The sequence below is a fragment of the Deefgea piscis genome (assembly GCF_019665785.1).
GTDB lineage: Bacteria > Pseudomonadota > Gammaproteobacteria > Burkholderiales > Chitinibacteraceae > Deefgea.
The window spans coordinates 1,128,679-1,152,474 of the sequence record NZ_CP081149.1; the positions used below are offsets into that span (position 1 = coordinate 1,128,679).

The following is a 23,796-nucleotide window of genomic DNA, read 5'->3' on the forward strand; positions in this document are numbered from 1 at the left end:
TAAAGTAGTGGCGTATTGGCGCGCAGCGTACAAACTCTGGACTGGGTATTGATTTGTATGCCATGTTTTATTTGTTCTCTAGCAATATACCTCTTGGTTTCTCCAGTTTTTCCAAGGTGAGATATAAAACTGGCGTGATGTAGAGCGTGATGAGTTGCGAGAAAATCAGTCCACCGACAATACTCACTCCGAGTGGTTGACGTAGTTCAGCGCCAGCACCTAAGCCAAGTGCAAGGGGTAGTGCCCCCATCAGCGCTGCAAGCGTGGTCATCATAATCGGCCGAAAGCGTTTGGCGCTGGCCTCAGTAATGGCATCAATCGGGCGTAGGGCGTTTTTGCGTTGCGCTTCAAGCGCAAAGTCGATCATCATAATGGCGTTCTTTTTGACAATCCCGACCAATAGTAAAATCCCAATCATCGCAATAAAAGTAAGCTCTAGCCCGGTGATTTGCAGCGCGAGTAGCGCGCCAATGGCCGCCGATGGAATCCCCGCCAAAATGGTGAGCGGATGAATCCAGCTTTCGTATAACACCCCCAGCACCACATAAATGACGGCAACGGCGATCAAAATCAGCCACAGCTGGCTCGATTGCGTTTGTTGATACAGCGCGGCATCGCCAGCAAATGCCCCAAAAATAGCGCTCGGTAGGCCGATTTGGCTTTCGCTGGCTTTAATTTCGCGTGCAGCGTCTGAGAGCGACGCGCCTTCGGCTAAGTTAAATGAAATCGTAATCGCCGGCAGCTGGCCTTGGTGATTGATGGCCGTTGTTACCGCCGTTCTTTCGATGGTAGCAAAGCTGCTTAATGGCACTAAAGCGCCCGACTTGCTGCGCACTTTAAGTAAATTAAGTGCGTTTTCATCTTGGCGTGCGCTGTCTTTCAGTTGCATCAGCACCGAATAGCTGTCTTGCGGCGCATAAATCGTCGCCACTTCGCGCTCGCCATATGCGCCATACAAGGTATCGCGCAAGCTTTGCATATCAATGCCTAATTCGCTGGCGCGATCACGATTGATATTGATTTTGGCTTGCAGCGTTTTTTGCTCCGAGTCAGAGGTCACATCGCGAAACGTCGGGTTGGCGGCCAGCGTGTTTTTAAGCTGATCGGCCCACGATTCCAGCTGATCAGAGCTCACGGCTTGCAAAGTGTATTGGTAACTACTTTTGCCGCTACGCCCACCAATTTGCAAGTTTTGGGTCGGGCGATAAAACATACTAATACCCGCAATTTTACCTGTTGATTTGCGTAAGCTATCCAGCGTTTTAACCATGTTTTGTCGTTCTTGACGTGGCTTGAGCGTGATAAAGAAACGCCCACCACTGCCGCTGCTACCAAGGCTTGAGGCGACGGTGGCGACATTGGGATTATCGAGTAAAGCTTGTGCGGCTTTTTGCTGTAAAGCTAACAGCGCTGGATAACTAATATCTGGCGACGCATCCATGCTCGCTTGCACTTGCCCGATATCTTCTTGCGGGAAAAATCCTTTTGGCGCTTGGATATACAGCGCGGCGGTGGCGGCAAAAGTGGCAAAGGTCAGTAGCAGCATCCAGCGTTGATGGCGCAAAGCGACAGCTAAACTGCGTTGATATGCCGCGAGTAAGCGATTAAATGCCGCTTCAAAATAGCGGCTCCACGCTGGCTCGACTTTTTCTTCTTCGTGTGCTGTTAAAAAGCGCGCAGCAAACAGTGGAATTAAAGTGAGCGATACGGCCATTGAAACCAACACCGCTAACGACACGACGACGGCAAATTCATGAAATAACAAGCCGATGGTGCCGGGCATAAAAAAGATTGGAATAAACACCGCAATCAGCGAAATCGAAATCGAGACCACGGTAAAGCCAACTTCTCCTGCGCCGGTGATGGCCGCCTCAAGTGGTGCCATGCCTTCTTCAATATGTCGGACGATGTTTTCGAGCACCACAATCGCGTCGTCAACCACTAAGCCCAGCGCTACAGTCAGGCCCATTAATGAAATATTATCTAGGCTATACCCCAGCCAGTACATCAATGCAAACGTTGCCAGCATTGAGATCGGGAGCGATACCGATGGAATTAACGTGGCGGCAGCGCGGCGTAAAAATAGCAGCACCGACAACACCACCAAGCCCATGGTGAGTAGCAAGGTCAAACTCACGTCATGAATCGACTCACGAATCGAGGTTGAGCGATCATTGAGCTTTTTAACTTCGACTGAGGCGGGCATTTGCGACGTGAGTCGCGGCAACATGGCGTTAATGGCATCCACGGTGGCGACGGTATTGGCACCAGGCTGGCGTAAAATAGCCAGAATAATCGAGCGCTGACCATCAATCCAGCTACCTGATTTGATGTTTTCAACGCTGTCTTCTACGGTCGCTACATCAGAGAGTCGAATTGGTAGGCCATTTTTAGTGGCGACAACGAGGCGGCTAAATTCGGCGGCATTTTTGAGCTGCGCATTGGCTTCCAGCATTAAGGTTTGGCGCTCGCCTTCGAGCTGACCGACCGGTGAGTTGGCATTGGCTGTTTTAAGCGCGCTGGCTAATTCAGGCAAAGATAAATCACGCGCAGCCAATAAATCAGGATCAACCGCCACGCGTACCGCAAAGCGTTTTTGCCCATAAATGGTCACTTGCGCCACGCCATCAATGGTGGATAAAGCCGGACCAATCAGGTTGTCTGAATAATCATTTAATTGTGCTAGCGATAGTGATGGCGAATTAATACTCAGCATCAAAATCGGTGCGTCCGATGGATTGACTTTGCGATAGCTCGGCGGGCTTTTCATATCGCTAGGCAAGCTGCGATTGGCGCGATACAGCGCGGCTTGTACGTCGACCGCCGCTGATTCAATGTCCCGAGAAGGGGCAAATTCCAAGGTAATATTGGTGCTGCCCAGCTTGCTGGTCGATGTCATCATCGCCAAGCCCGGAATGGTTGAAAATTGCTTTTCTAGCGGCGTAGCCACTGCATTGGCCATGGTTTCGGGCGAAGCGCCTGTTAAGCTGGCTGACACGCTAATCGTAGGCGTATCGTAAGTCGGCAGTGCGGCAATGGGTAAATGAAACCAAGCAATCGTGCCGGCGACCATCACGGCAATCCACAGCAACAGCGTAGCCACTGGGCGATGGATCGCCCACCAAGAAATTCCGTGACTCATTATTTTGACCCTTGCACTGAAGAGGCGCTGCTGGCAGCCAAGGGCGGACGACTCGCTTCAATCACTTGAGCGCCAGGGCGCACATTTTGGCCGCCTTCTTTAATGATTTTGGTTTCGGCGGCGACTCCTTCAATGAGCGCTTGATTGCCAACACTGCGGATGACTTGAATCGGTTTGACTTGTGCTTGTTTATTTTGGTCGATTACATACACAAAGCGCTGTTCAGGACCGGTTTGAATCGCTTGAATCGGCACAATTAAACCTTTTTGCTCGGGCAATTCGATGGTCACACTGCTGCTCAGCCCTGGCCACAATTGCAAATCAGCGTTAGCAAATTGTGCTTTGGCCAATAGCGTGCCACTGGCTTTGTCGACGGTATTGTCGAGAAACACCAATTCGCCAAGGCGAGTTTGGCCGTTCGGTAGCTGTGTTTGTACTGGGACTTTGCCTTGGCTTTGCGCGGCAAGTAGGGCGGGTAAATCGCTTTGATTAATATTAAAGCTGATTTGAATCGGGTCAGTTTGCGAAATCGTCACCAAGGCTTGCGCGGCATTTGATTGCGCTAAGCTACCTTGTTTTAAGGCGATGGCGCCAGTTCGGCCAGTAATTGGCGCATGAATTTGGGTGTAAGACAGATCCACGGCGTTGGCGCGCTCGTCGGCTTGGGCTGCAGCCACTTGGGCTTGCAAACTACCCATTTTTGCGCGCGCGGTGTCGACTGCCGATGGTGATAAAAATCCAGCTTGGGCGAGCTCTTCGCTACGTTTTAAATTGCGTTCGGCCTCGGCAAACTCGGCTTTGCTTTTTTCGGTGAGGGCTTTGCTGCGGCCTATTTGACTTTGTACGCTGCGCGAATCGAGCGTAAATAGCAATTGACCGGCTTTGACAATATCGCCTTCTTTAAAATGAATTTTCGCAATTTGTGCATTCACTTGCGGGCGTACTTCAACGGTTTGTACCGCTTCGGCATGGCCAATGGCGCTAATCAGATGCGGCAGCGCGCCGTGTTTGACTTGCGTACTAATAATATTCACTGGGCGTTTTGCGCCATTTTTATTCTCTGGCGCTTTCTCGCAAGCACTCAATGCTAATAAACAACAGCAACTCAATGCTGCGAGGTTGAATCTATTCATTTAACTCGCTCAATTCAATTAGTTTAAAGCGCCGTTGGTGAACGACGATGGATCAATGTTTGCCGATGGTGATGCAGCATAATCGTGGCCATGGCCAGCATGACCATGAGACCAAAACTGATCAGTATCATTTGCATCGGTGGCACGCCATGCGTGGCGTATTGTACTTGCAGTAGCGCGCTACTGTTAGGAGCAAGTGGCAAGCTGAGGTATTTAATCATTAAAGCGTGCAAGCCAACCATGATTAAGATACCCAGATTTTCATTGAAGTTTTGTACCGCAATGGAATGCCCAGCCCCCATCAGTAGTTGGCCACGATGTTGCAAAACTGCATTTAACGGCACGACAAAAAATCCCGATAAAATGCCAATCAGCAGCATCAATAACGCGGCAAGGGCAATTTGGTTGACCCACAACATGCAAATAAGTAAAGCCCCCATCAAAAGGCCTGCAGGCATAACGCGAAAAGCATGGGGTAATGACACGAATCTTCCAGCTAATAAGGCGCCGATGGCAATACCCACGGCAACAATGGCAATTAAATGGGTGGCAGACTCTAAATCGATCCCTAACCACAGCAGTGCCCAGTTCAGAACCACCAAGCGCATCGTGGCGCCTGCGCCCCAAAATAAAGTGGTGATGGCTAGCGAAACTTGGCCTTGCGGATCACGCCATAGTCGTTTGAGGCAATCGTAAAATTCTGCGATTTGATGCCGTGGGCTGAGGTGGAGTGGTTTGAGGGCGATATTTGGGCGGGCAATGGTCGCATTAATCAGCGCGGCAATACTATATAAGCCGCCGATGATGACAATTGTAAACTGGCTGTTGTTCAAATATTGACCAAGGGTATTGCCTGACAACCATTGGTTAATATTTGATCCAGATAAATACCCACCAATAAGGGTGCCTAAGATAATCGCAAAGACGGTTGAACTTTCGAGCCAGCCATTGGCGGCAACCAGCTGCTTTGGCGCTAAGCTCTCAGTGATTAAGCCGTATTTGGCGGGCGAGTAGGCCGCAGCGCCCAAGCCGACCAAGGCATAGGCCAATAAAGGCGAGGCACCCAAGCCCATAAGTATGCAGCCGAGTAGTTTGATGCCATTGCAAAGCATCATCACTTGATTCTTGGGTCTGGCGTCGGCCAGTGCGCCGGCATAAGGCGCAATCAGTACATAAGAAACCGTAAAACCCCACAGCAACATTGATAAATGCCACTCGGGTGCGTGTTGGGATTTGAGTAAGGCCAAGGCGGCAAAAAACAGCGCGTTATCGGCTAAAGCCGAGAAAAACTGTGCTGCCAATATTTTATAAAATCCGCTTTGCATCATTTGCGCCTTGCACCGTGCTGAGATTGTGAATTTATATCAGCCAAATATGACAAAACTACCGCCTCTGACTGCGGTGTAAGATTAAAGTCCGCTGTTTTGCGTGGTATGATCGCAGGCGTCACAATTTAAAAGCTTGGGCGCTGCAATGGATATTCTGCAGTTTTTAGTTACGATATTTACCGATTACGGCTATCTCGCTGTATTTACAGTGTTATTAATCTGTGGTTTTGGCGTACCAATTCCAGAAGACGTGTCTTTGGTCGCCGGCGGCGTGATTTCTGGGTTGGGTTATGCGAATGTGCACACGATGTTTGCCGTGGGTATGCTGGGCGTATTGATCGGTGATAGTTGTATGTTTTTAGCGGGCCGTCATTTTGGCGCGCGCTTATTACAACACCGCTATTTTGCGCGCATGATGACCCCCGAGCGATATGCTGCGGTACAAGATAAATTTGAACGTTATGGCAATCGCGTGTTGTTTGTTGCCCGCTTTTTACCGGGATTACGTACGCCGATTTATCTCACTGCGGGGATGTCGGGGCGTGTTTCTTATTTCCGCTTTTTACTACTGGATGGTTTTGCCGCCTTAATTAGCGTACCGATCTGGGTGTACTTGGGGTATTACGGTGCGTCCAATCATGAATGGTTAATTAAATGGCTCGGTCGAGGCCAATCGGCGATTATGGTTTTTGTGGCAATTATTGCGGTGATTGTTGCTGTGTGGTATTTCCGCCATTGTCGTAAACCTAAGTAATTCGAAGTCGTTCAACAAAAGCTTTTTGCCGCCTTGTCTTGTCATCAAACTTTTGTACGAGTACTTATTTCTGAATTTCTAATCTTGAAGCCAATATGTCGCGCCCGATCCAAGCTCGCTTTAATTCACTCGCCTTAGCGCACAATTATCAAATAATTCAGCAAAGCGCGCCGACTGCGCGCGTTTTTGCGGTGATTAAGGCCAATGCCTACGGGCATGGCGTGCAGCGAGTGGTCGAGGCATTACCCGATGCCGACGGTTTTGCGATTTTAGAAATCAATGCCGCGATGGATTTGCGACGCATTGGCGTAGAGCAACCTATTTTGCTGTTAGAAGGGGTGTTTAGTGCGGCTGAATTAACGGCATGTGCCGAATTTGATTTAGCCATTGCATTGCATTTGCCTTTGCATATTGAATGGTTAGAGCAGGCCCAATTAGCGCGGCCGATTGCGGTTTTTCTTAAGCTCAATACCGGCATGAATCGTTTGGGATTTGCTGCCGAATCGGCGCCAGCTTGGGCTGAACGCTTGGCGCGCTGCCCCAATGTCGCCAGCGTGACGGTGATGACGCACTTTGCGTGTGCTGATGAGCCAAGTAAAGGGATTGATCGCCAATGGCAACGATTTATTGCCGCAACACAATCGTTGGCATTGCCGACATCGTCGGCTAATTCGGCGGCGATATTTGCTTACCCGCAAACGCATGGCACGTGGGTGCGGCCTGGTCTGGCTCTGTATGGTTCATCGCCGTTTAGTGATCAAACAGCGGCGAGCTTAGGTTTACAAACGGTGATGTCGCTGTGCTCGGAAGTGATTGGCACGCAAATAGTGGCTGAAGGCGAATCGGTGGGTTATGGGGCGAGTTTTATTGCCCCTGCGCCAATGAAAATCGGTATTGTGGCCTGCGGTTATGCCGATGGTTACCCACGGCATGCGCCGACGGGGACGCCAGTATGGGTTGCTGGGCAAAAAACGCGTCTACTCGGACGCGTTTCTATGGATATGCTGTGTATTGATTTAACACCATGGCCCGAGCTCGATGTGGGTAGCCCCGTTGAGTTGTGGGGAGCGCATTTGCCGATTGATGAGGTCGCGAGCGCTGCGGGTACATTAAGTTATGAATTAATGTGCGCGATTACTGCGCGGGTGCCGGTGTATACACAGCGCTGAATGACGTATGGCTTTACGGCTAAAAAATGTTTTTTGAATTGCGATATGCAATAAATCGGCATGAAAAAACAGAGTGCTTATCGTTTTGTGTTCAAAAGTATTAACTCATTCCAAAAAGTTATAAAGCCAATATGCTATTACCGCGAATTTAATGTTTTTGCATTCTATTTTTGGCGAGTGTTGTAATTATAGCTATTAAATTATTTTATTTCTGTCGTAGTTTCTCGATTTAAATAAATTCTTCATAAATCAATTCAATTGCCACTCCCCAAGCAGGGGGGCTTCCTTTACAATTAGTCTGTTTCTTTTAATCCCGCCCTGCAGGTTGAATCATGGCATTGATCGTCCAGAAATACGGTGGCACATCGGTGGGTACGACCGACCGAATTAAAAATGTGGCTCGCCGCGTCGCCAAACATAAAGCACAAGGACACGATATTGTTGTCGTGCTGTCAGCTATGTCTGGTGAAACCAATCGTTTGATTGGCCTCGCTAAAGAAATGCAAGTCAATCCTGATCCACGCGAGCTCGATGTTATCGTCTCGACCGGTGAGCAGGTTACAATTGGCTTGTTGGTCATGGCTTTGAAAGACATCGGCATCGATGCGATTTCATATACTGGCGCCCAAGTGAAAATCTTGACCGATAGCGCGCATACCAAAGCACGTATTCAGCATATTGATGATGCCAATATGCGTGCTGATTTAAGCGCCGGTAAAGTGGTTGTGGTTGCAGGCTTTCAAGGTGTTGATCCTGACGGCAATATCACGACTTTGGGTCGTGGCGGTTCAGACACCACCGGTGTGGCTTTAGCGGCAGCATTAAAAGCTGATGAGTGCCAAATCTATACTGACGTGGATGGGGTTTACACCACCGACCCACGCGTGGTGCCAGAAGCCAAAAAGCTAACAACGATTACTTTTGAAGAAATGCTGGAAATGGCCAGCTTAGGTTCAAAAGTATTGCAAATTCGCTCTGTTGAATTTGCTGGTAAATATAATGTGAAATTGCGCGTGTTGTCTTCCTTCCAAGAAGAAGGTGAGGGCACGCTGATTACCTTCGAGGAAGACTCTACCGTGGAAAAACCAGTCATCTCCGGCATCGCCTTTAATCGTGACGAAGCCCGTGTCAACGTTATTGGTGTTCCTGATAAGCCCGGTATCGCTTACCAAATCTTGGGCCCAGTGGCCGATGCCAATATTGATGTCGACATGATTATCCAAAATGTCGGTCAAGACGGCACAACGGATTTCTCGTTTACTGTTCCTAAAGGTGAGCTAGCGCGTACGATTAAGGTTCTGGAAGGCGTGCAAAGCCATATCGGTGGTAAATCGGTATCGGGCGACGACAAAATCTGTAAAGTGTCTATCGTTGGCGTGGGAATGCGCTCACACGTTGGTGTTGCATCAACCATGTTCCGCACCTTGGCTGAAGAAGGCATCAATATTCAAATGATTTCGACGTCTGAAATCAAAATTTCTGTCGTTTTAGACGAGAAATACTTGGAATTGGCCGTTCGTGTATTGCATAAAGCGTTTGGTTTAGACCGTACGGTGTAATTTAAGCGCTGATAAAGTGTTGCTTTGCGCTGCGCCATTTAAAAATGTCGTTTCAGGCTAAAAAATACACTTGTTGTAAAATCAGTAGCTTACGTAGTTAATCGACATTTCATCAGAAATTTTCAATTAGAAGTGTTGACGGAGGCCGATAGTGTGTATATTATTCGGTCTCCCTGAACGGAGATGTGGATGAGTGGCTGAAATCACCGCCCTGCTAAGGCGACATACGGGGTAACCTGTATCGAGGGTTCGAATCCCTCCGTCTCCGCCAGGATCTTTAAGTTGTACAGTGCGCCCGTAGCTCAGTTGGATAGAGTATCTGGCTACGAACCAGAGGGTCGGGCGTTCGAATCGCTCCGGGCGCACCAACACTTAAAGCGTTTTACCGAGTCTCCATCGTCTAGAGGCCTAGGACACTGCCCTTTCACGGCGGCGACCGGGGTTCGAATCCCCGTGGAGACGCCAACTGTCGAGTTGGTGAGTTTTAAAGTTTGAAATACAGTGCGCCCGTAGCTCAGTTGGATAGAGTATCTGGCTACGAACCAGAGGGTCGGGCGTTCGAATCGCTCCGGGCGCACCAATTTCTTACTATTGCATTAAATGCATTTTTGATCAAATTTTTTAAATTGAACTTAAATTGCAACACAGTCCCTATAGTTTAGCGGTTAGAACACTGCCCTTTCACGGCGGCGGCCGGGGTTCGATTCCCCGTGGGGACGCCAAAATTCGAATGAATAACGACTTAAGCGCGAGCTAAGTCGTTTTTTATTGCCTGTCACTTTGGCCACGCGAGGATTTTGCTGTCAGACATCGTTAATCGATGTCTTTTGCCTGCCTTGCCTATCAAATCAATACGATCCAATCAACTCAAACCGTGTACTCGCAAAGCCTATCTTACAATTTGATGATTTTTTGCGACGCTACGTGCTAATTCAATCTAGCTACGCTGTCAGCTGGGTTTAAATCAGGTACATTACGCGAGATTAAATCAAGAATAAGGATGAGACAGTGAAAAAGAATAATCTAGTGCTAGCGAGTTTGCTGTGTTTGGGTTTGATCGCTTGTGGTGATCAGCCTGCTGCGACGCAAGTTGACGCCAATTCGGTTGATCCAAAATATCAAAATCCATTATTAAACATCGATCCAGCGCAATTTAGCGCGGTGCTCGGTGAATGTGGCAAAGTGCTCTATGCCGCTTCAGTGCCGACCGATGAGACCTGTCGCAACGATGTGAAAGCCAGAGCCGCTAAGCAAGGCATTATGCTCACTGATACGCATTTGAATGAGCCCTTGGTGCATGATCGTTATCAATACAGCACGCGAGCGCAGTAAGTTTAGTGCCTGCAGTAGTTCTCGAAAAAAAGGGTGCAGTTCTTGATGAACTGCACCCTTTTTTAATTCCTAAGATCAAAGCTGCGAGCTTAATCTACTGTTATCTGCCATCCGTTAGATGGTTTATTTTTTGCCTAAAACGGTAATTGTTTTTCGGCTGTTATCTGAGCATAAAGCCAGCGCTAGCAAGGCCTGCGCGGCATCGGCGCGGGGTAAATAATCGCAACTGTCTTGCGCTGCTGTGGTGTCGTCCTCAATCACATACTGGCCTGTGGCCGCTTGATGTGTGAGCCCGCCTGGGCGAACAATCAGCCAATCTAACTGAGTGTGACGTAAATGTTGTTCGGCGCGGGTTTTTGCTTGCAGCGCTTGGCCTAATGCCGCGTGCGCTGCTGGCGATAAACGAGACCATTGTTCATCGCAGCCCAAAGACGTAAGCAAAACAAACCGACATGGATGACTGACTTGCTGAGCGGCATCAATGGCATTGATATTGCCAATGTCGTCCACTCGGCGACCTTCGGCGTTTTTGCCGCCAAGTAGGCTGATTAACAGGGGCGCGGCGGCCGCTGCAATGGCGTTTTGGCAATCGTTCACATTAAACGCATCGCCTTGCAAAATGGTCACGCCGGCAGCCGTCAGTGCCGAGGTATCGCGACCCGCTCGTACCATGCACGCGACGCGCAATCCTTGACTGCGGGCGTGGTGCACTAAATGCAAGCCGGTATTGGCTGCGCCGCCAAAAATCAATAAATCGTGTTGCGTCATTGTGCCTCGCTCTGCTGCGCGGCAAATTGGCGTAATGCATCGAGTTGATCTTGGCGCAACTCGCCTGCTTCATCGCGGCCAACAAAGATTTTAAACATCGGATCACCCCTTAAATTGCAAAAAATCAAGCAAGCCGTTGGCTTATTCATAAACGGGCGCTCAATCCAATAAATGGCACTGCATTGGCTAAAGCGCAAATGGCCGTGTAGACCGGTACTGCCTTGCCAATTGTAAAAACCGTGGCTGACTTCACCGTAGGGCAGGGGGCCGGTAAATTCTAAAATGGCGTCATTGCTATTGCTAATCACCGTAACGCTGCTTTGCCAAGCATGCATCAGGTCTAAAAGCGGGACAAACTGGCTGCCAGCGATTTTTTGCCACAGGGTGTTGGGTAGGCATTCGATCACGGTTTGTAATGGGCAATCTAAGCTCGTTGCCAATTGCTCGAGCACTACGCCTGGATTTTTGGCTAGGCGGCTTTGTAGGGCGGTAATTTGTTCGGCAGTTAAAGTGGGGTTCATGGTGGCTCCAGACAGCATTAAAGTAATACAGCAAGTTCGCGGGTGAGGGTGGGTGACCAGAATCGGCCAGCAATGCTCAGTGCCGCGTGTTGACCATCGATGCTCAGTAAACCTGTGGCTTGCCACTCATTGATTTTTTCCAGCGCAGCGGGGTAGGCGGCGAGTCGTTCGAGTGACAAGCTGCCACGATCAAGTTCACCCTGAATTTGGCCAAAAAGACGCTTTTTATCGCTCACGCTGGCGATATAGCTCAAGGGCTTATTGGTGCTGGCTAAATAAGCCGCTAATTCGCCCTGTACTTGATAGCTCAAGCCAGAGTGGCAGCCGCCCGCGCCTGAACCAAAGGCGAGGCAATCGTGGCCGGTTTTAATCGCGCTGTTATAGCGATTGCGCTCGTTTTTTTGCGGATTGGCAAAATGACTATTACTCACTTGTACCCAACCGGCGGCCTGCATTTTATGCACGGCGTAGGCGTATTGACGCGCTTGTGTCGCCAAATCAGGCAAGGGTTTGAGCGCGCCTTTTTCTATCATTCGATTGATTGGCAAAGAAGGAAAAGCGTTAAACGCATAAATATCTAGCCCTGATAGCCCTAACGACAAAGCCACATCCAGATCGTGTGCCCATTTTTCATCGTCTTGCCCGGGTAGGCCGAGCATTAAATCGGCCACGATGACGGCATCGCAGTCTTGGCATAAAGCACGCAAATAATCAGCAGCGGCGTCACCGCTATGATGGCGGCCTAGGCGGCGGCGCAGTTGGCTATCAAAACTTTGCACGCCAATTGAAATCCGATTGGCACCTGCCGCGAGGCAAGCGTTGACTTTATCGCGGTCAAAATGCGAAATTCGCCCTTCAATGGTGATTTCGCAATCGTCAGTTAGCGGTAAATACTGCCGAGCAGCAGCCAATAGGCGGGCTAAATCAGTCGCAGCCAATGCCGTTGGCGTGCCACCGCCAAAATACACAGCTTGAATACTGCCGCCAGCAGGACGGCTGCTGGCGTCTTGGGCGAGCTCGGCAATGAGTCGATCGACATAGGGTGCGCCGTGTTTTTCTTGCCATGCATTGCGATAAAAACCGCAAAAAACGCAGTGATTGGCACAAAACGGAATATGAAAATAAGCCAAAGCGCCGTCGCGAATAGTCGCTTGTGTCAGCGTGGCTTGCATTTGCTGCCATTGCTCGCTGGCAATCGGATTAGCACCCCACATCGGCATCAGTGCTTTGCGCTCTTTAAATGCATCGGGGAGTACGTCGTTTGGGTGGTGTAGGGCGAGAGTCATGGTTATTTTCTAAATATTAATGATATTCATTATCATTTGAATTGCGTTAAAATTTCTGATGTAAATCAATTCAAAGCGCATCAAGTTGGCTCAATTGCTCTGGGTTGCTGTGTAACTGGGGTCGGTGGGTACTGCTGCTGTTTTGATTAGCAGTCAAACAATACCAATGGTCGACGTTGATCTTGTGGATGGGCAATCACGGTGGCGGCCAGTTGATACGTTTGCTGTAAATGATCCGGAGTTAAAACATCGCTGGGTATACCGCTGGCGATAATGCTGCCCTTGGCGAGCATGGCAATACGGCTGCAATAGCGCGCAGCCAAATTTACATCATGCAAGACAGCAACCACCGCAATACCGGCTTCTTGCGCCAGTTCTTGCGCCGCAGCCAATAAGCCATGTTGATGCAGCGGATCCAAACTCGACGTGGGTTCATCTAGCAACACACAGCGATATTCCCCTGCTTGTTGCGCTGCCAAGGCTTGTACTAAAACGCGGGCAAATTGCACGCGCTGCTGCTCGCCGCCCGATAAAGTCGGGTAGCGCCGCCCTGTGAGGTGGCTAACATCGGCCCATTGCTGCGCCGCCTGAATCACCTCGGCAACGGCCGAGGGCGACAATTCGGCAAATGGATACGCACCCATAGCAATCACTTCATCGACCGATAAATTAAACCCTAGCCCGGGATTTTGCGGCAACACGGCGCGAACGCGCGCCAATTGCGAATTGGCTAATTCACGCAAATCTTGCCCAGCCCAGCGCACATGGCCATGCTGGGGCGTTAGCTCGCCAGCGAGTAAAGACAATAGCGTGGATTTACCTGCGCCATTGGCCCCCAGAATGGCGGTAAATTCTCCAGCAGGAATCGCCAGTGACACTTGATTTAAAATCGGCCGATGGCAGCGCGAAAAAGAGACTTGATCGAGAGTTAACATAAATCAACTTAAGACTTGCGGCTAAGTAACAGCCAGAGGAAAAACGGCCCGCCAATTAAGCTGGTAACAACGCCAATCGGCAGCTCGGCAGGGACTACGGCGATGCGCGCAATATAATCGGCCAGCACTAAAGCGATGGCGCCGAGTAAAAATGAGGCCGGCAATAAGCGCCGATGATCGGCGCCCAACAACATGCGTGCGCAATGCGGCACCACCAAACCGACAAAGCCAATCCCACCGGTGGCGGCGACTAAAGGACCAATTAATAGCGCCACTAAAACAATCAGTTTGCGGCGCAGGCCTTTAATCGCAAAACCCAGATGCAAAGCTTCACGCTCACCGAGCAGCAGCGCATTCATGGCGCGCCAGTAGCGCATAATCCAGATTGAAATCAGCAATAAAAACGGTCCAAGCAGCGCTAAACGCTGCCACGTGGCGCCCGCTAAACTACCCATATTCCAAAAAGTCAGGCTGCGCAGTTGATTGTCATCGGCCAAATAAGTAAAGAGGCCCATTAAACTGCCGCAAATGGCGTTAATTGCAATGCCCGCGAGTAATAAACCGGCCATTCCGGCATAACGTCGCCCAAGGTGATACGCCAAAGCGGTGGCTAAAATACTGCCTAAAAAAGCCGCAGGCGCTAAAATCGCAAAACTACCCCCTCCCAGTACAATCGCAGATACCGCACCCAGAGACGCGCCGGACGATATACCTATCAGGCCCGGCTCGGCTAATGGATTGCGAAACAAAGCTTGCATCGTCGCGCCAGCCAGTGCCAATACGCCACCGGCTAAAGCGGCGAACAGCACGCGGGGCAGGCGGATTTCGAGTAAGACATCACGCCAAAATTGTTGCTCATCGCTCAATAACGGCGCGTTCATTAGCAATAAGTCGGGAATGGCCGACAGGGGAATTTGTACTGCGCCATGGCTGGCGGTGAACACCAGCAGGATCAGCAAGACGCCAGTGGCAAGTAAGCCAGCCAGCCAATTGGGAATCAGCAATCGACAGCACATGATTATTTGGCCGCGCTCATCAGTTGACGCAAGGCTTCCGGTAGGCGCGGACCAAAGCCAAGCAGTAATAAATCATCCATCACAATCACCCGCTTATTTTTGGCCGCTGGCGATTGCGCCAAACCGGGCCGCGCCAAAAGTGCCGCCATCCCGCCCATGCTGCTTAAGGTGCTGGTGGTGGTGATAATCACGTCAGGGCGCAAGGCCGCCATGCCTTCGCGCGATAGCGGTTTATATCCTTGTTGCTGCGCCAACACATTGCGTAAACCAGCCAATTGCATCATCGCATCGGCACTGGTGTTTTTGCCGGCGCCTTCTGGTTCGCCACTGCGGCTCATCAGCATTAATGCGGCGCTGGTGCTGGTAGCAGGCTGCAATGCTTTGACGTCTTGACTGATTTGTTTGACCATTTGCTCGCCTTGTTGCGGCAGATTAAGCGCCGCAGCGACCCCGCGAATGCGTTGTGATAAGGCCGACAGATTGGCTTGGCCGGGCAAAATAATGACTTTGATGCCCATTTTTCTTAGCTGCGCTAAGGCTTGTGGTGGACCGGCTTGATCGGTTGCCAACACGATATCGGCCTTGCTGGCTAATACGCCTTCGAGCGAAAACTGCCGGTAATAACCGACTTTAGGCAGCTGATTGGCCGCCGCTGGATACACACTGGATTGATCGACGGCGACCAAATGCTGCTCGGCGTTGAGCGCGTAAATAATTTCAGTCAGCGGGCCGCCAAGGCTGACCACGCGCGGCGCACTTGCCAGCGCGAGCGTGCTGAAAACAGTAATAAAAAACAGCAGTAAAATCGTCGTCAAAGAGTAATAAATACGCATGATGTATCCAGCAGTAAAACAAGGTATGGGCTTAGCCCGCCTTGGCGTGATGATGCAAACGCTGGCGGGCTGACCGGTTTATTGCGCCAACGGCGTGCTGCATAAGTTTTCTAGCAAAGTGCGCCAAGCCGCCAGCTCAGGCACGCCGGGTTTGCGCACGCCAAAGAACTGCACGATTAATTCTTCGCTCTGGCTATACACTTCAAGCGATGTAACCCAGCCATCGACAGTGGGTTTATTGACGACCCAGCACGAAGCAATGGCGTCGGTATTGAGATGCAGATTAAATTTTTCATCCAAAATATTGAACCAAGGCCCAGTGCGTAGTAGTTTTTTGACTGGCCCAGAATGAATCTGCACCATGCCGCGATTGCCCACAAAACACATAATCGCCAAGCCAGAATCAGCCGCTTGCTGCAGCATGGTTTCCACCGCATTAATCGCCACCGATTGCGCCAAATCCGCGCCCGCAGCGCGCAAAGCGCCTAGACGGCTGACTTGGTTTTTACGCAGCATCGGAAAAAATCCATGCGTATCGGTCAGCGCCAACCACGCAGCACGCAGCGCCGCAGGATCGGCGGTATCTCTTGGCATTTCGTCAGCAGGATAGGGCGCAATATTGGGCCAAGCTGGCTCGGCATCGGTGAATTTTGCGACCAAAGCTTGGTAAGCTGCGATATTGCTGTTGGCGGTCATAAAGATTTTATGCACGGCGACCCCGGCGCCATCAAAAAATTGCAGGCTGAGGCGCTCGCCTTCTTGCACCGCAAAATGGCTTTGCCAAGCATTAAAAAACATCCGCAAATCTAAATCCGCGCCCAGCACCATGCCGATGGCTTTTTCGGCTTCGATTTGTTCGTATTCGCCATGACGTTCATGCACGCACCATTCATTGCGGCTGAGCACCATCACTTCACCCAAGCTCGCTAGCTCACGAAAGATCGCTTGGGCAGAGCCTTTGAGTGGCGTCGCTGTCACGCCGCATTCAGCGGCGATGAGTTCTGCCTCACTGACCTGAAGGCGCAGCGCCCGATCGCGGATGCGTAGTTTGGGCTCGGCTTGGCGTAAAGCTTGATCGGCGGTTTGCAATGTGGCGGTGCGTTCGGAATAAGTCATCGCGTTCATGGGGTGTCCTTGTGATTTTACGGCTGTGAAATGGTGAGGGTCGGCGGCAAGCTTGCCGCCTAGCCTTGGCGCTCGGTGGCTTTTGAGCGAGCGAGGCATATTGTGGTTTAGAATTTCCAATCGGCGCTCAGGCGTAGATTGCGACCGGGCTGAGTGAGCCTATCCATATTGGCGCTTGAGCTAGCGAGGCCACGCACATCGCTATCAATCCAATATTTGCGATCGCCTAAGTTAAAGATTCCGCCGGTGATTTTGAGATCTTTGCGCGGCGTCCACCACGCGATTAAATCGACTAAGCCATAACCGGGCGCTTTAAAATCATTTTCGCCTGCCACTTTGTCTTGCCCTTTTACTGCGGTGAATAACAGCTGGCCGCCCCATTGCGCTTGTTGATAGCCCAAGCCGGTAACGGCTTTCAGCGGGGCGACACTGCCAAGCGGTCTATCATTGGTTTGATTTAAACCTACTGCCCAAGCGGCATTGGCCCAGCTATGCCAACCTTGGCCGATTTGCCAGTTCATTCTGACTTCCGCGCCATAAATCCGCGCTTGGCTGATGTTTTGGTTTTGATAGGTGGTGTCGGTGCCCGGCACACATTGCGTGCTGCCAGGGCAAGTGAAACTCACTTGCTCAATAAAATTGTCATACTGATTATTAAACGCAGCGATGCTGCCGCCGAGTGCTGAATTGCCAAAGCGGCCACCGAGCTCAATGCCATGGCTGGTTTCAGGTTTGAGATTCGGATTGGCAATGGCGGCATAGCCCATTGGCGAGATATAACTACCGTTCAGCTCCATTGCATTGGGCGCGCGAAACCCCGCGCTGTATTGGGCAAATAAAGTGCTCATGTCACTGACTTGCCACGCCGCAGCTAGCTTGGGGGACAGCGCTGAATCATTCAGCGCTACCGCTTGCCCACCACCATTGCTAAATTGCGTATCAACATCGGGCTTGAGTTGGTAGTGATCAAAACGCAAACCCGGCGTGAGGGTGAATTGGCCGCCAGCAAAGCTCAGCTCGTTTTGCGCATAAATGCCCCATTGCGTGGTTTTGGTTTTGGGTACATCGCGCACATTGAGCGTGCTCGAACTTGGCGTGCCGTCGCGTAATTCAGTTAAATCAGTTTGAAACCATTCCGCGCCCAGTGTCCAATGTTGCCCAATATCCCCGGCGATGCGCTTTTCAATCAGGCCATTGATGCCGATGGTGTCTTGATCATACGTTGAAGTTCGGCTCCAATTGGGCGTGAGCGCTTTGCCTTGTTGGCGAACCTGAAATGATTTTTGCGTGGTGGCCATATCTTGGCGGTAAACCATCGCTTGCGCGCCATCGATCCAGCCATTCTGATCGGGTGCGGTGTATTGATAATCCAGTGAAATACGGCGGCGCGTTTGTTCGTCCTCAGCACGGCTTGATTTCACCGAGCTCATCATTGGCGCGCCAATATCGGTATACATCGTGGTGTCGACGCTTTTTTGATTCATCTCGGCGGTCAAGCCTAGCTGGTGGCCGCCATCGAGAAAATGCTGCAATTTGACTAAGGCGCTGCGTTGCTCGGTGTCTTGTGGATTGGCGGTGGTGCGGCCATATTTTTGCGTATCAACTGTACCCATGGTTTCGAATTCATGACCACGGCGGCCCGCCACTTGCACTAAACCCAAGGTGTTTTCACCAGCAGAAAATGCGACTGCCGCTTGTGCGCCAAAGCTTTTGTCGGCGCTGGCATAATCGGCTTTGACTTGGCCGCCCACATCGCCTTGGCCTTGTAATAAATCGGCTGGATTGGTGGTGCGCATACCGACCACGCCGCCGAGTGCATCCGAGCCATACAAGGTGGACGCTGGGCCGCGTAAGACTTCAATCGCCGCCAGTTGCGAAAAATCGACTTGGTCGCGGCCGCTATTAAGGTAAGAGCCAAAAGAGAACGCGTCCGGTAAGCGAATGCCATCGACCATCATCAAGACGCGGTTACTATCCAAACCTCGGATGCTTACGCTGGATAAACCATAACGGCCATTTTGACGAATATTCACGCCGGGTTCGGCGCGCGAGAAATCACGAAAATCGTCAATCATATCGTCATCGAGCACGGTTCTGGTGGTGGTGGTAATCGATGGTGGCAGCTCGCTGAGCTCTTTTTCGGTACGGGTGCCAATCACCACGATCGGGTCAAGCGCCGGAAATACCGGCTCTGCGGCGGCAAACGCGTGTTGCATCGCGGCAGAAATAAGCGTCAAAGTCAAAACCGTGGCTTTCATTTTTTGTCCTTTAGCGGCCCGCCGTGCTGCGCGAATCAAGCGTGTGCAAATCAGCAGAGACCAAACCAAACGTAAATAAGAATCGTTATCAATTTGTGTGGTGCATGTTAATGATATTTATTCTCATTTGCAAGTTGTAATCTTTACCCCTAGAATTGACGCCTCTCACCAATGGCCGCAACTCACGAATGAAACGAATCTATCCCTTGTTATTACTGAGCTTACTGGCTGCCTGTCAGTCGCCTACGACTTTGACCTCAGCAGCGCCGACGGCTCAGCCGGTAGTGCTGTTGGGCGAAGTGCATGACAATGCGCTGGGCCATCAGCAGCGCTATGCATGGCTCAAAGCCAAGATTAAAGCTGGCTGGCGGCCAGCGATTGCGATGGAGCAATTTGACGTTGAGCGACAAGCCGACATAGATCAAGCGCGCGCCAAGCGCCCAAAAGACGTCGATTTTCTAATTAAAAAAGCCGGTGGTGCGCGCTGGGATTGGCCTTTATACCGGCCGGTGATTCAGCTGGCACTGCAATATGATTTGCCCTTGCTGGCGGCCAATTTATCGCGCCAAGACGCCGCCGCTTTAATGAAAAATCCGCAAGCGAGTTTAGCCAGTTTGGCGGCAATGGATTTAAACGCAGATATTGCACCCGCTGTTTTAGCTGGGCAGCGCCAAGCGGTGCAAGCGGGGCATTGCGGGCAATTACCGCAGGCGATGGAAGAACCCATGGCACGCGCGCAAATTGCGCGAGATCGCTTAATGGCGCAGGTTATGGCGCCGTATTTGTCGCAAGGCGTTGTATTGATTGCGGGTAACGGACATACCCGCCGCGATATCGGCGTAGGCCAATGGCTGCCGCAAGCGTATTCGGTCGGCTTTGTTGAATCAGAACAAGAAAATTATTTTGATGAAGTGCACGTAATTCGTCCTGCCCAGCGCTCAGATCCTTGCGCGACATTGCAGTTAAAAAAATCGTAAATTACCCGATTGAGCTTTTGATGTAATCTGGGCGCGAGAGATTCGCGCCCATTTTTTATCGCTGCTCGATGCGTGTTTTGTTTTGTGCCGATCGAGAATTAAATCAAGCCTTCATCATTGTCGACTAAAATATTCAGCGAATTTTTTAAGGTGTTACGCACCTTTTTGCGCGACAATAATTTTGATTGTGCCGGTAATGGTAAATCAGTGAGCCGAAGGACGTTTTTATCAATTAATACATCGACCAAGTCTTCAATCACGCGAATTAAATCGGTATCGAGCGAATAAAAAACCTCGTCTGATTTCACTAAAAAATTGACCACATCGGGGTGATTGCTATCGAGCCTTTCTTGGTTTTCAGCCGAAGCTTCAACCGAAAGGGTAATGATTTCGCCTTGGGCATTTCGACGGGCATAAAACATAATGGTAGGCTCATAAGTAACATTTAAGTTTGATGTTAGCAGTTTCACCGTAGGCTGTAGATAATCTAAGGAGCAATCAATGGAAAAAGTCAGCAAAACTGATGAAGAATGGCAGGCTCAGCTCAGCCCCGCCGCGTATTACGTTACGCGGCAAAGTGGCACCGAGCGCCCATTTAGCGGTCAATACGAAAAAAATCGTGTCGCAGGGCAATACCATTGCATCTGCTGTGGCGCGCTGTTATTTGATTCAGCCAGCCAATTTGACGCTGGTTGTGGTTGGCCGAGTTTTTCGCTGGCGGCCGACGAATCGGGCGTCACGCGCATTGTCGATCGCAGCCACGGCATGGAGCGTGTTGAGGTGCGCTGTACACAATGCGATGCGCACTTAGGCCACGTTTTCCCCGACGGCCCGGCCCCTACCGGCGAGCGGTATTGTATCAATTCGGTGGCGCTGGATTTTGAGCCGAAGTAGGGCTTATGTATTTGATTGTGGCCTTTTAAATTTATAGCCTACATGGCAATACCTAAATGTAGTCATCAAAAAAGCCGCACCAATAGTGCGGCTTTTGCATTTTTACTTTCAGTGTTTAATCCGCGATCCGTGCCAATTCTTCAAAATACGTTGGGAAGGTTTTAGCGGTGCATTTTGGGTCGTTAATCCGGACCGGTACGCCTTTGATCGCAACGAGTGAGAAGCACATCGCCATGCGGTGATCGTCGTAGGTGTCGATTTCGGCGTTGGCGGTAAGCGCTTCAGGTGGCGTGACTGAAATCCAATCTTGGCCTTCAACCACGGTGGCGCCGACTTTGCGCAGCTCGGTCGCCATGGCTGAAAGGCGATCGGTTTCTTTGACGCGCCAGCTTTCGATATTGCGGATGGTCGTTGTGCCTTTGGCGTAGAGCGCGGCAATGGCGATGGTCATCGCGGCGTCGGGGATGTGGTTGAGATCAACGTCAATCGCGGTGAGCTGGCCGCTCGCAGGTGGTGCCGCTTCAATCCAGTTGGGGCCCCAAGTAATCAGCGCGCCCATTTCGGCCAATGTATCGGCAAAACGTTTGTCGCCTTGAATGCTGTCAGATCCCACACCTTCAACGCGTACCACGCCGCCACCGATGGCACCGGCAGCGAGGAAATAAGACGCGCTGGACGCATCGCCTTCAACGTGGATTTCGCCGGGGCTGGTATAGCTTTGGCCGCCGGGGATGAAAAACTCGTTCCAGCTTTTACGCTCGACTTTCAGACCAAATTTGGCCATTAAATTCAGCGTGATTTCGATATACGGTTTAGAGATTAATTCGCCGATCACATCAATCGTCATATCGCGCTGGGTGAGGGGTATCGCCATCAACAGCCCAGTCAGAAACTGGCTGGAGACATTACCCTTGACTGCAATGCGATCGCTCGTCACGCTGCCTGGGCGAATTTGTAGCGGCGGGAAGCCTGCATTGCCCAAGTATTCAATATTGCAGCCCGCTTGCTGTAAGCCCGTTACCAAGTCGCCAATTGGGCGCTCGTGCATGCGCGGCACGCCAGACAGACGGTAATCGCCACCAGCAAAGGCCAGCGCCGCAGTCAATGGGCGGAACGCTGTTCCGGCGTTGCCGAGGAATAAATCTGCTTGTTTAACGGGGAATTCACCGCCACAGCCATGCACGATAAAATCACGGCTGTTGCCGATTTGCTCGATTTTGATGCCAAGCGCAGCAAGGGCTTCGAGCATGCGTTCGGTGTCATCCGAAGCCAGCAAACCCAATACACGGGTGCTGCCTTGGCACAGTGCCGCCAGTAACAAGGTGCGATTTGAAATGCTTTTTGAGCCGGGCAGGGCAACGCTGCCATTCACGCCCGCAATCGGGGCAAGATCCAGAAATTCCATCATGGTTTCCTAAAAATAACACGGTGTTAAATGGGCAGCGCAGTGATCGATCGCCCTGCGAGCTCAATCAATGCAGATGAGCTGCCGCTGAATCATCGATTGAGACTGGCTCGGTGCGCCGCTATTGCGCGTCAACAGCGGCGTTGGCTGTGCAGCTGTGCTGCAAACTAAGCAATTGGCCAAAAGTTTTTGCGCAAGGTGAAGCAACCATGCAAGGGCACTTTTGCCGACTGACTTATGCTTTTAATTTATTGAGCGCGGTATACACCAGATCAGCTTCAAGTTGATTGAGGCAGTTCATATGCCCCAACGGGCAAACGCGGGCAAAGCAGGGGCTGCATTCTAAATCGAGGGTAACAATCTTGGCCTTAATCGCCAGCGGTGGGGTAAAGCTCGGTGAGCTCGAACCAAATACCGCCACTAATGGGCGCTGTAATGCCGCGGCCACATGCATTAAACCCGAGTCATTACACACCACACTGCTGGCGAGCGACATTAAATCAATCGCTTCGGCCAGACTGGTTTTGCCGGCTAAATCGAGCACTTGCGGCGCCAGCTGGCGAATTTCGTTGCAAATTTCTTGGTCTTTATTTGATCCCAATAGCCAAACTTGCTGACCCTCGGCGATCAATCGATTGGCAAGCGCTGCGGCGTGTACCGCAGGCCAGCGTTTGGCTGGGCCGTATTCTGCGCCGGGGCAAATCGCAACAATGGGCGTGTCAATGCTCAAACCGAGTTTACGCACCGTGGCATCGCGCGCATCGGCGTTGATGGTAAGCACCGGAAACGGCATCGCTTCAGTGAGCGGCACGCCCGCATCGGCACCGAGGGCGTAAAAGCGCTGCGCCATTTGCGGTAGCAAAATCGGGTCTAGCTCGCGAGCATCATTAAGTAAGCCATAGCGCATTTCACCCAACCAACCGGTGCGCTTAGCAATGCCAGCCAAAAACGGCACCAAGGCTGATTTGAGAGAATTGGGTAGCACAATCGCTTGATGGTAGCCGCGCGCTTTGATTTGTCGGGCTAAGGCCCAGCGCTCACGTAATTTGAGTTCGCCATGGGTAAATGGCGCGTCGATCAAATCGTTAATTTCGGCCATCCGCGCATGCAGTGGTCGCGTCCATGCGGGCGCGAGCACGTCGATTAGCGCATCAGGGTGGCGCGCTTTGATTCGTGCATACAGGGGCTGCGCCATAATGGCATCGCCCACCCAAGCGGGAGCGACGATGAGAATTCGTTTCAATTTAATTTTCCTAAATACTGCGCGGTGTTAACGCGTGTCGCCGCAGCGTGGTAAAGCCCTATTTTACGACTTATCAACGACAAAAGCGGCGTATTAAGCCGCTTTATTAATCAATCTG

General features: G+C 51.1%; 20 protein-coding genes and 5 tRNA genes. 11 read left to right on the plus strand and 14 right to left on the minus strand.

The genetic code is table 11. The features are described 5' to 3' along the window. Window positions 1-67 precede the first annotated feature (67 nt). From K4H25_RS05285 to lplT, 3 genes are read right to left on the minus strand one after another with little or no spacing between them, the layout of a single operon-like run. A complete protein-coding gene (locus K4H25_RS05285) occupies window positions 68-3,142 on the minus strand; it encodes an efflux RND transporter permease subunit (protein WP_221022331.1) in 3,075 nt (1,024 codons plus the stop codon). Continuing rightward, a complete protein-coding gene (locus K4H25_RS05290) occupies window positions 3,142-4,275 on the minus strand; it encodes an efflux RND transporter periplasmic adaptor subunit (protein WP_221022332.1) in 1,134 nt (377 codons plus the stop codon). Before K4H25_RS05290 ends, K4H25_RS05285 begins: the two co-directional genes overlap by 1 nt. Before the next feature lie 23 nt (window positions 4,276-4,298). Continuing rightward, complete coding sequence (gene lplT / locus K4H25_RS05295) at window positions 4,299-5,603, minus strand: lysophospholipid transporter LplT (protein ID WP_255588068.1); 1,305 nt, start codon at window positions 5,601-5,603, stop codon at window positions 4,299-4,301. A 145-nt stretch (window positions 5,604-5,748) separates the two neighbouring features. Between lplT and K4H25_RS05300 the strand changes: the two genes are divergently transcribed. The 9 genes from K4H25_RS05300 (at window position 5,749) to K4H25_RS05340 (ending at window position 10,417) form a co-directional block, all read left to right on the plus strand. Beyond that, window positions 5,749-6,357 (plus strand): DedA family protein, encoded by a 609-nt coding sequence (locus tag K4H25_RS05300; RefSeq protein WP_221022333.1) that lies wholly within the window; start codon window positions 5,749-5,751, stop codon window positions 6,355-6,357. Between the two features lie 95 nt (window positions 6,358-6,452). After that, on the plus strand, window positions 6,453-7,526 hold the full coding sequence (gene alr, locus K4H25_RS05305; RefSeq protein WP_221022334.1) for an alanine racemase: 1,074 nt from the start codon (window positions 6,453-6,455) through the stop codon (window positions 7,524-7,526). A gap of 332 nt (window positions 7,527-7,858) precedes the next feature. Continuing rightward, a complete protein-coding gene (locus tag K4H25_RS05310; RefSeq protein ID WP_173533392.1) occupies window positions 7,859-9,085 on the plus strand; it encodes an aspartate kinase in 1,227 nt (408 codons plus the stop codon). A gap of 179 nt (window positions 9,086-9,264) precedes the next feature. Beyond that, window positions 9,265-9,356: transfer RNA gene (locus K4H25_RS05315), tRNA-Ser, on the plus strand. A 20-nt stretch (window positions 9,357-9,376) separates the two neighbouring features. Continuing rightward, window positions 9,377-9,453: transfer RNA gene (locus K4H25_RS05320), tRNA-Arg, on the plus strand. A gap of 21 nt (window positions 9,454-9,474) precedes the next feature. Beyond that, window positions 9,475-9,550 (plus strand) — tRNA-Glu (locus K4H25_RS05325). A gap of 38 nt (window positions 9,551-9,588) precedes the next feature. Further along, window positions 9,589-9,665, plus strand: a tRNA-Arg gene (locus K4H25_RS05330). Window positions 9,666-9,732: 67 nt separating this feature from the next. Beyond that, window positions 9,733-9,807 (plus strand) — tRNA-Glu (locus tag K4H25_RS05335). 286 nt (window positions 9,808-10,093) lie between these two features. Next, window positions 10,094-10,417, plus strand: a complete 324-nt coding sequence (locus K4H25_RS05340) for a hypothetical protein (protein ID WP_221022335.1) — start codon at window positions 10,094-10,096, stop codon at window positions 10,415-10,417. 123 nt (window positions 10,418-10,540) lie between these two features. Here the strand turns inward: K4H25_RS05340 and K4H25_RS05345 are convergent, their stop codons facing one another. The 8 genes from K4H25_RS05345 to K4H25_RS05375 all read right to left on the minus strand — a co-directional run bounded on the left by K4H25_RS05345 (window position 10,541) and on the right by K4H25_RS05375 (window position 19,159). Beyond that, entirely contained in the window at window positions 10,541-11,185 is a 645-nt protein-coding gene (locus tag K4H25_RS05345) for an NAD(P)H-binding protein (RefSeq protein WP_221022336.1), read from the minus strand. Further along, window positions 11,182-11,706 carry a heme utilization cystosolic carrier protein HutX gene (gene hutX, locus K4H25_RS17060; protein WP_308443241.1) on the minus strand — a complete coding sequence of 175 codons (525 nt, stop codon included), beginning with the start codon at window positions 11,704-11,706 and terminating at the stop codon, window positions 11,182-11,184. The genes K4H25_RS05345 and hutX overlap by 4 nt, the downstream gene beginning before the upstream one ends. Before the next feature lie 17 nt (window positions 11,707-11,723). Beyond that, window positions 11,724-12,992, minus strand: coding sequence for a heme anaerobic degradation radical SAM methyltransferase ChuW/HutW (gene hutW, locus K4H25_RS05350; protein ID WP_308443242.1), 1,269 nt, complete (start codon window positions 12,990-12,992; stop codon window positions 11,724-11,726). A gap of 146 nt (window positions 12,993-13,138) precedes the next feature. After that, window positions 13,139-13,927, minus strand: a complete 789-nt coding sequence (locus tag K4H25_RS05355) for a heme ABC transporter ATP-binding protein (protein ID WP_221022337.1) — start codon at window positions 13,925-13,927, stop codon at window positions 13,139-13,141. An 8-nt stretch (window positions 13,928-13,935) separates the two neighbouring features. Next, complete coding sequence (locus K4H25_RS05360) at window positions 13,936-14,931, minus strand: FecCD family ABC transporter permease (protein ID WP_255588070.1); 996 nt, start codon at window positions 14,929-14,931, stop codon at window positions 13,936-13,938. Between the two features lie 14 nt (window positions 14,932-14,945). Next, window positions 14,946-15,776 (minus strand): heme/hemin ABC transporter substrate-binding protein, encoded by an 831-nt coding sequence (locus tag K4H25_RS05365; protein WP_221022339.1) that lies wholly within the window; start codon window positions 15,774-15,776, stop codon window positions 14,946-14,948. 78 nt (window positions 15,777-15,854) lie between these two features. Beyond that, a complete protein-coding gene (locus tag K4H25_RS05370; RefSeq protein WP_221022340.1) occupies window positions 15,855-16,901 on the minus strand; it encodes a hemin-degrading factor in 1,047 nt (348 codons plus the stop codon). Between the two features lie 107 nt (window positions 16,902-17,008). Beyond that, window positions 17,009-19,159, minus strand: coding sequence for a TonB-dependent hemoglobin/transferrin/lactoferrin family receptor (locus K4H25_RS05375; RefSeq protein ID WP_221022341.1), 2,151 nt, complete (start codon window positions 19,157-19,159; stop codon window positions 17,009-17,011). Window positions 19,160-19,347: 188 nt separating this feature from the next. Between K4H25_RS05375 and K4H25_RS05380 the strand changes: the two genes are divergently transcribed. After that, window positions 19,348-20,136 (plus strand): ChaN family lipoprotein, encoded by a 789-nt coding sequence (locus K4H25_RS05380; protein WP_221022342.1) that lies wholly within the window; start codon window positions 19,348-19,350, stop codon window positions 20,134-20,136. Between the two features lie 98 nt (window positions 20,137-20,234). Here K4H25_RS05380 and K4H25_RS05385 read toward each other — a convergent pair whose 3' ends face one another. After that, entirely contained in the window at window positions 20,235-20,558 is a 324-nt protein-coding gene (locus tag K4H25_RS05385) for a tryptophan synthase subunit beta like protein (protein ID WP_173533401.1), read from the minus strand. Between the two features lie 79 nt (window positions 20,559-20,637). Between K4H25_RS05385 and msrB the strand changes: the two genes are divergently transcribed. Further along, window positions 20,638-21,030, plus strand: coding sequence for a peptide-methionine (R)-S-oxide reductase MsrB (msrB, locus tag K4H25_RS05390; RefSeq protein ID WP_221022343.1), 393 nt, complete (start codon window positions 20,638-20,640; stop codon window positions 21,028-21,030). Between the two features lie 115 nt (window positions 21,031-21,145). Here msrB and aroA read toward each other — a convergent pair whose 3' ends face one another. Beyond that, window positions 21,146-22,435 (minus strand): 3-phosphoshikimate 1-carboxyvinyltransferase, encoded by a 1,290-nt coding sequence (aroA, locus tag K4H25_RS05395; RefSeq protein ID WP_221022877.1) that lies wholly within the window; start codon window positions 22,433-22,435, stop codon window positions 21,146-21,148. 235 nt (window positions 22,436-22,670) lie between these two features. After that, window positions 22,671-23,678, minus strand: a complete 1,008-nt coding sequence (waaF, locus tag K4H25_RS05400) for a lipopolysaccharide heptosyltransferase II (RefSeq protein WP_221022344.1) — start codon at window positions 23,676-23,678, stop codon at window positions 22,671-22,673. Between the last annotated feature and the right edge of the window lie 118 nt (window positions 23,679-23,796).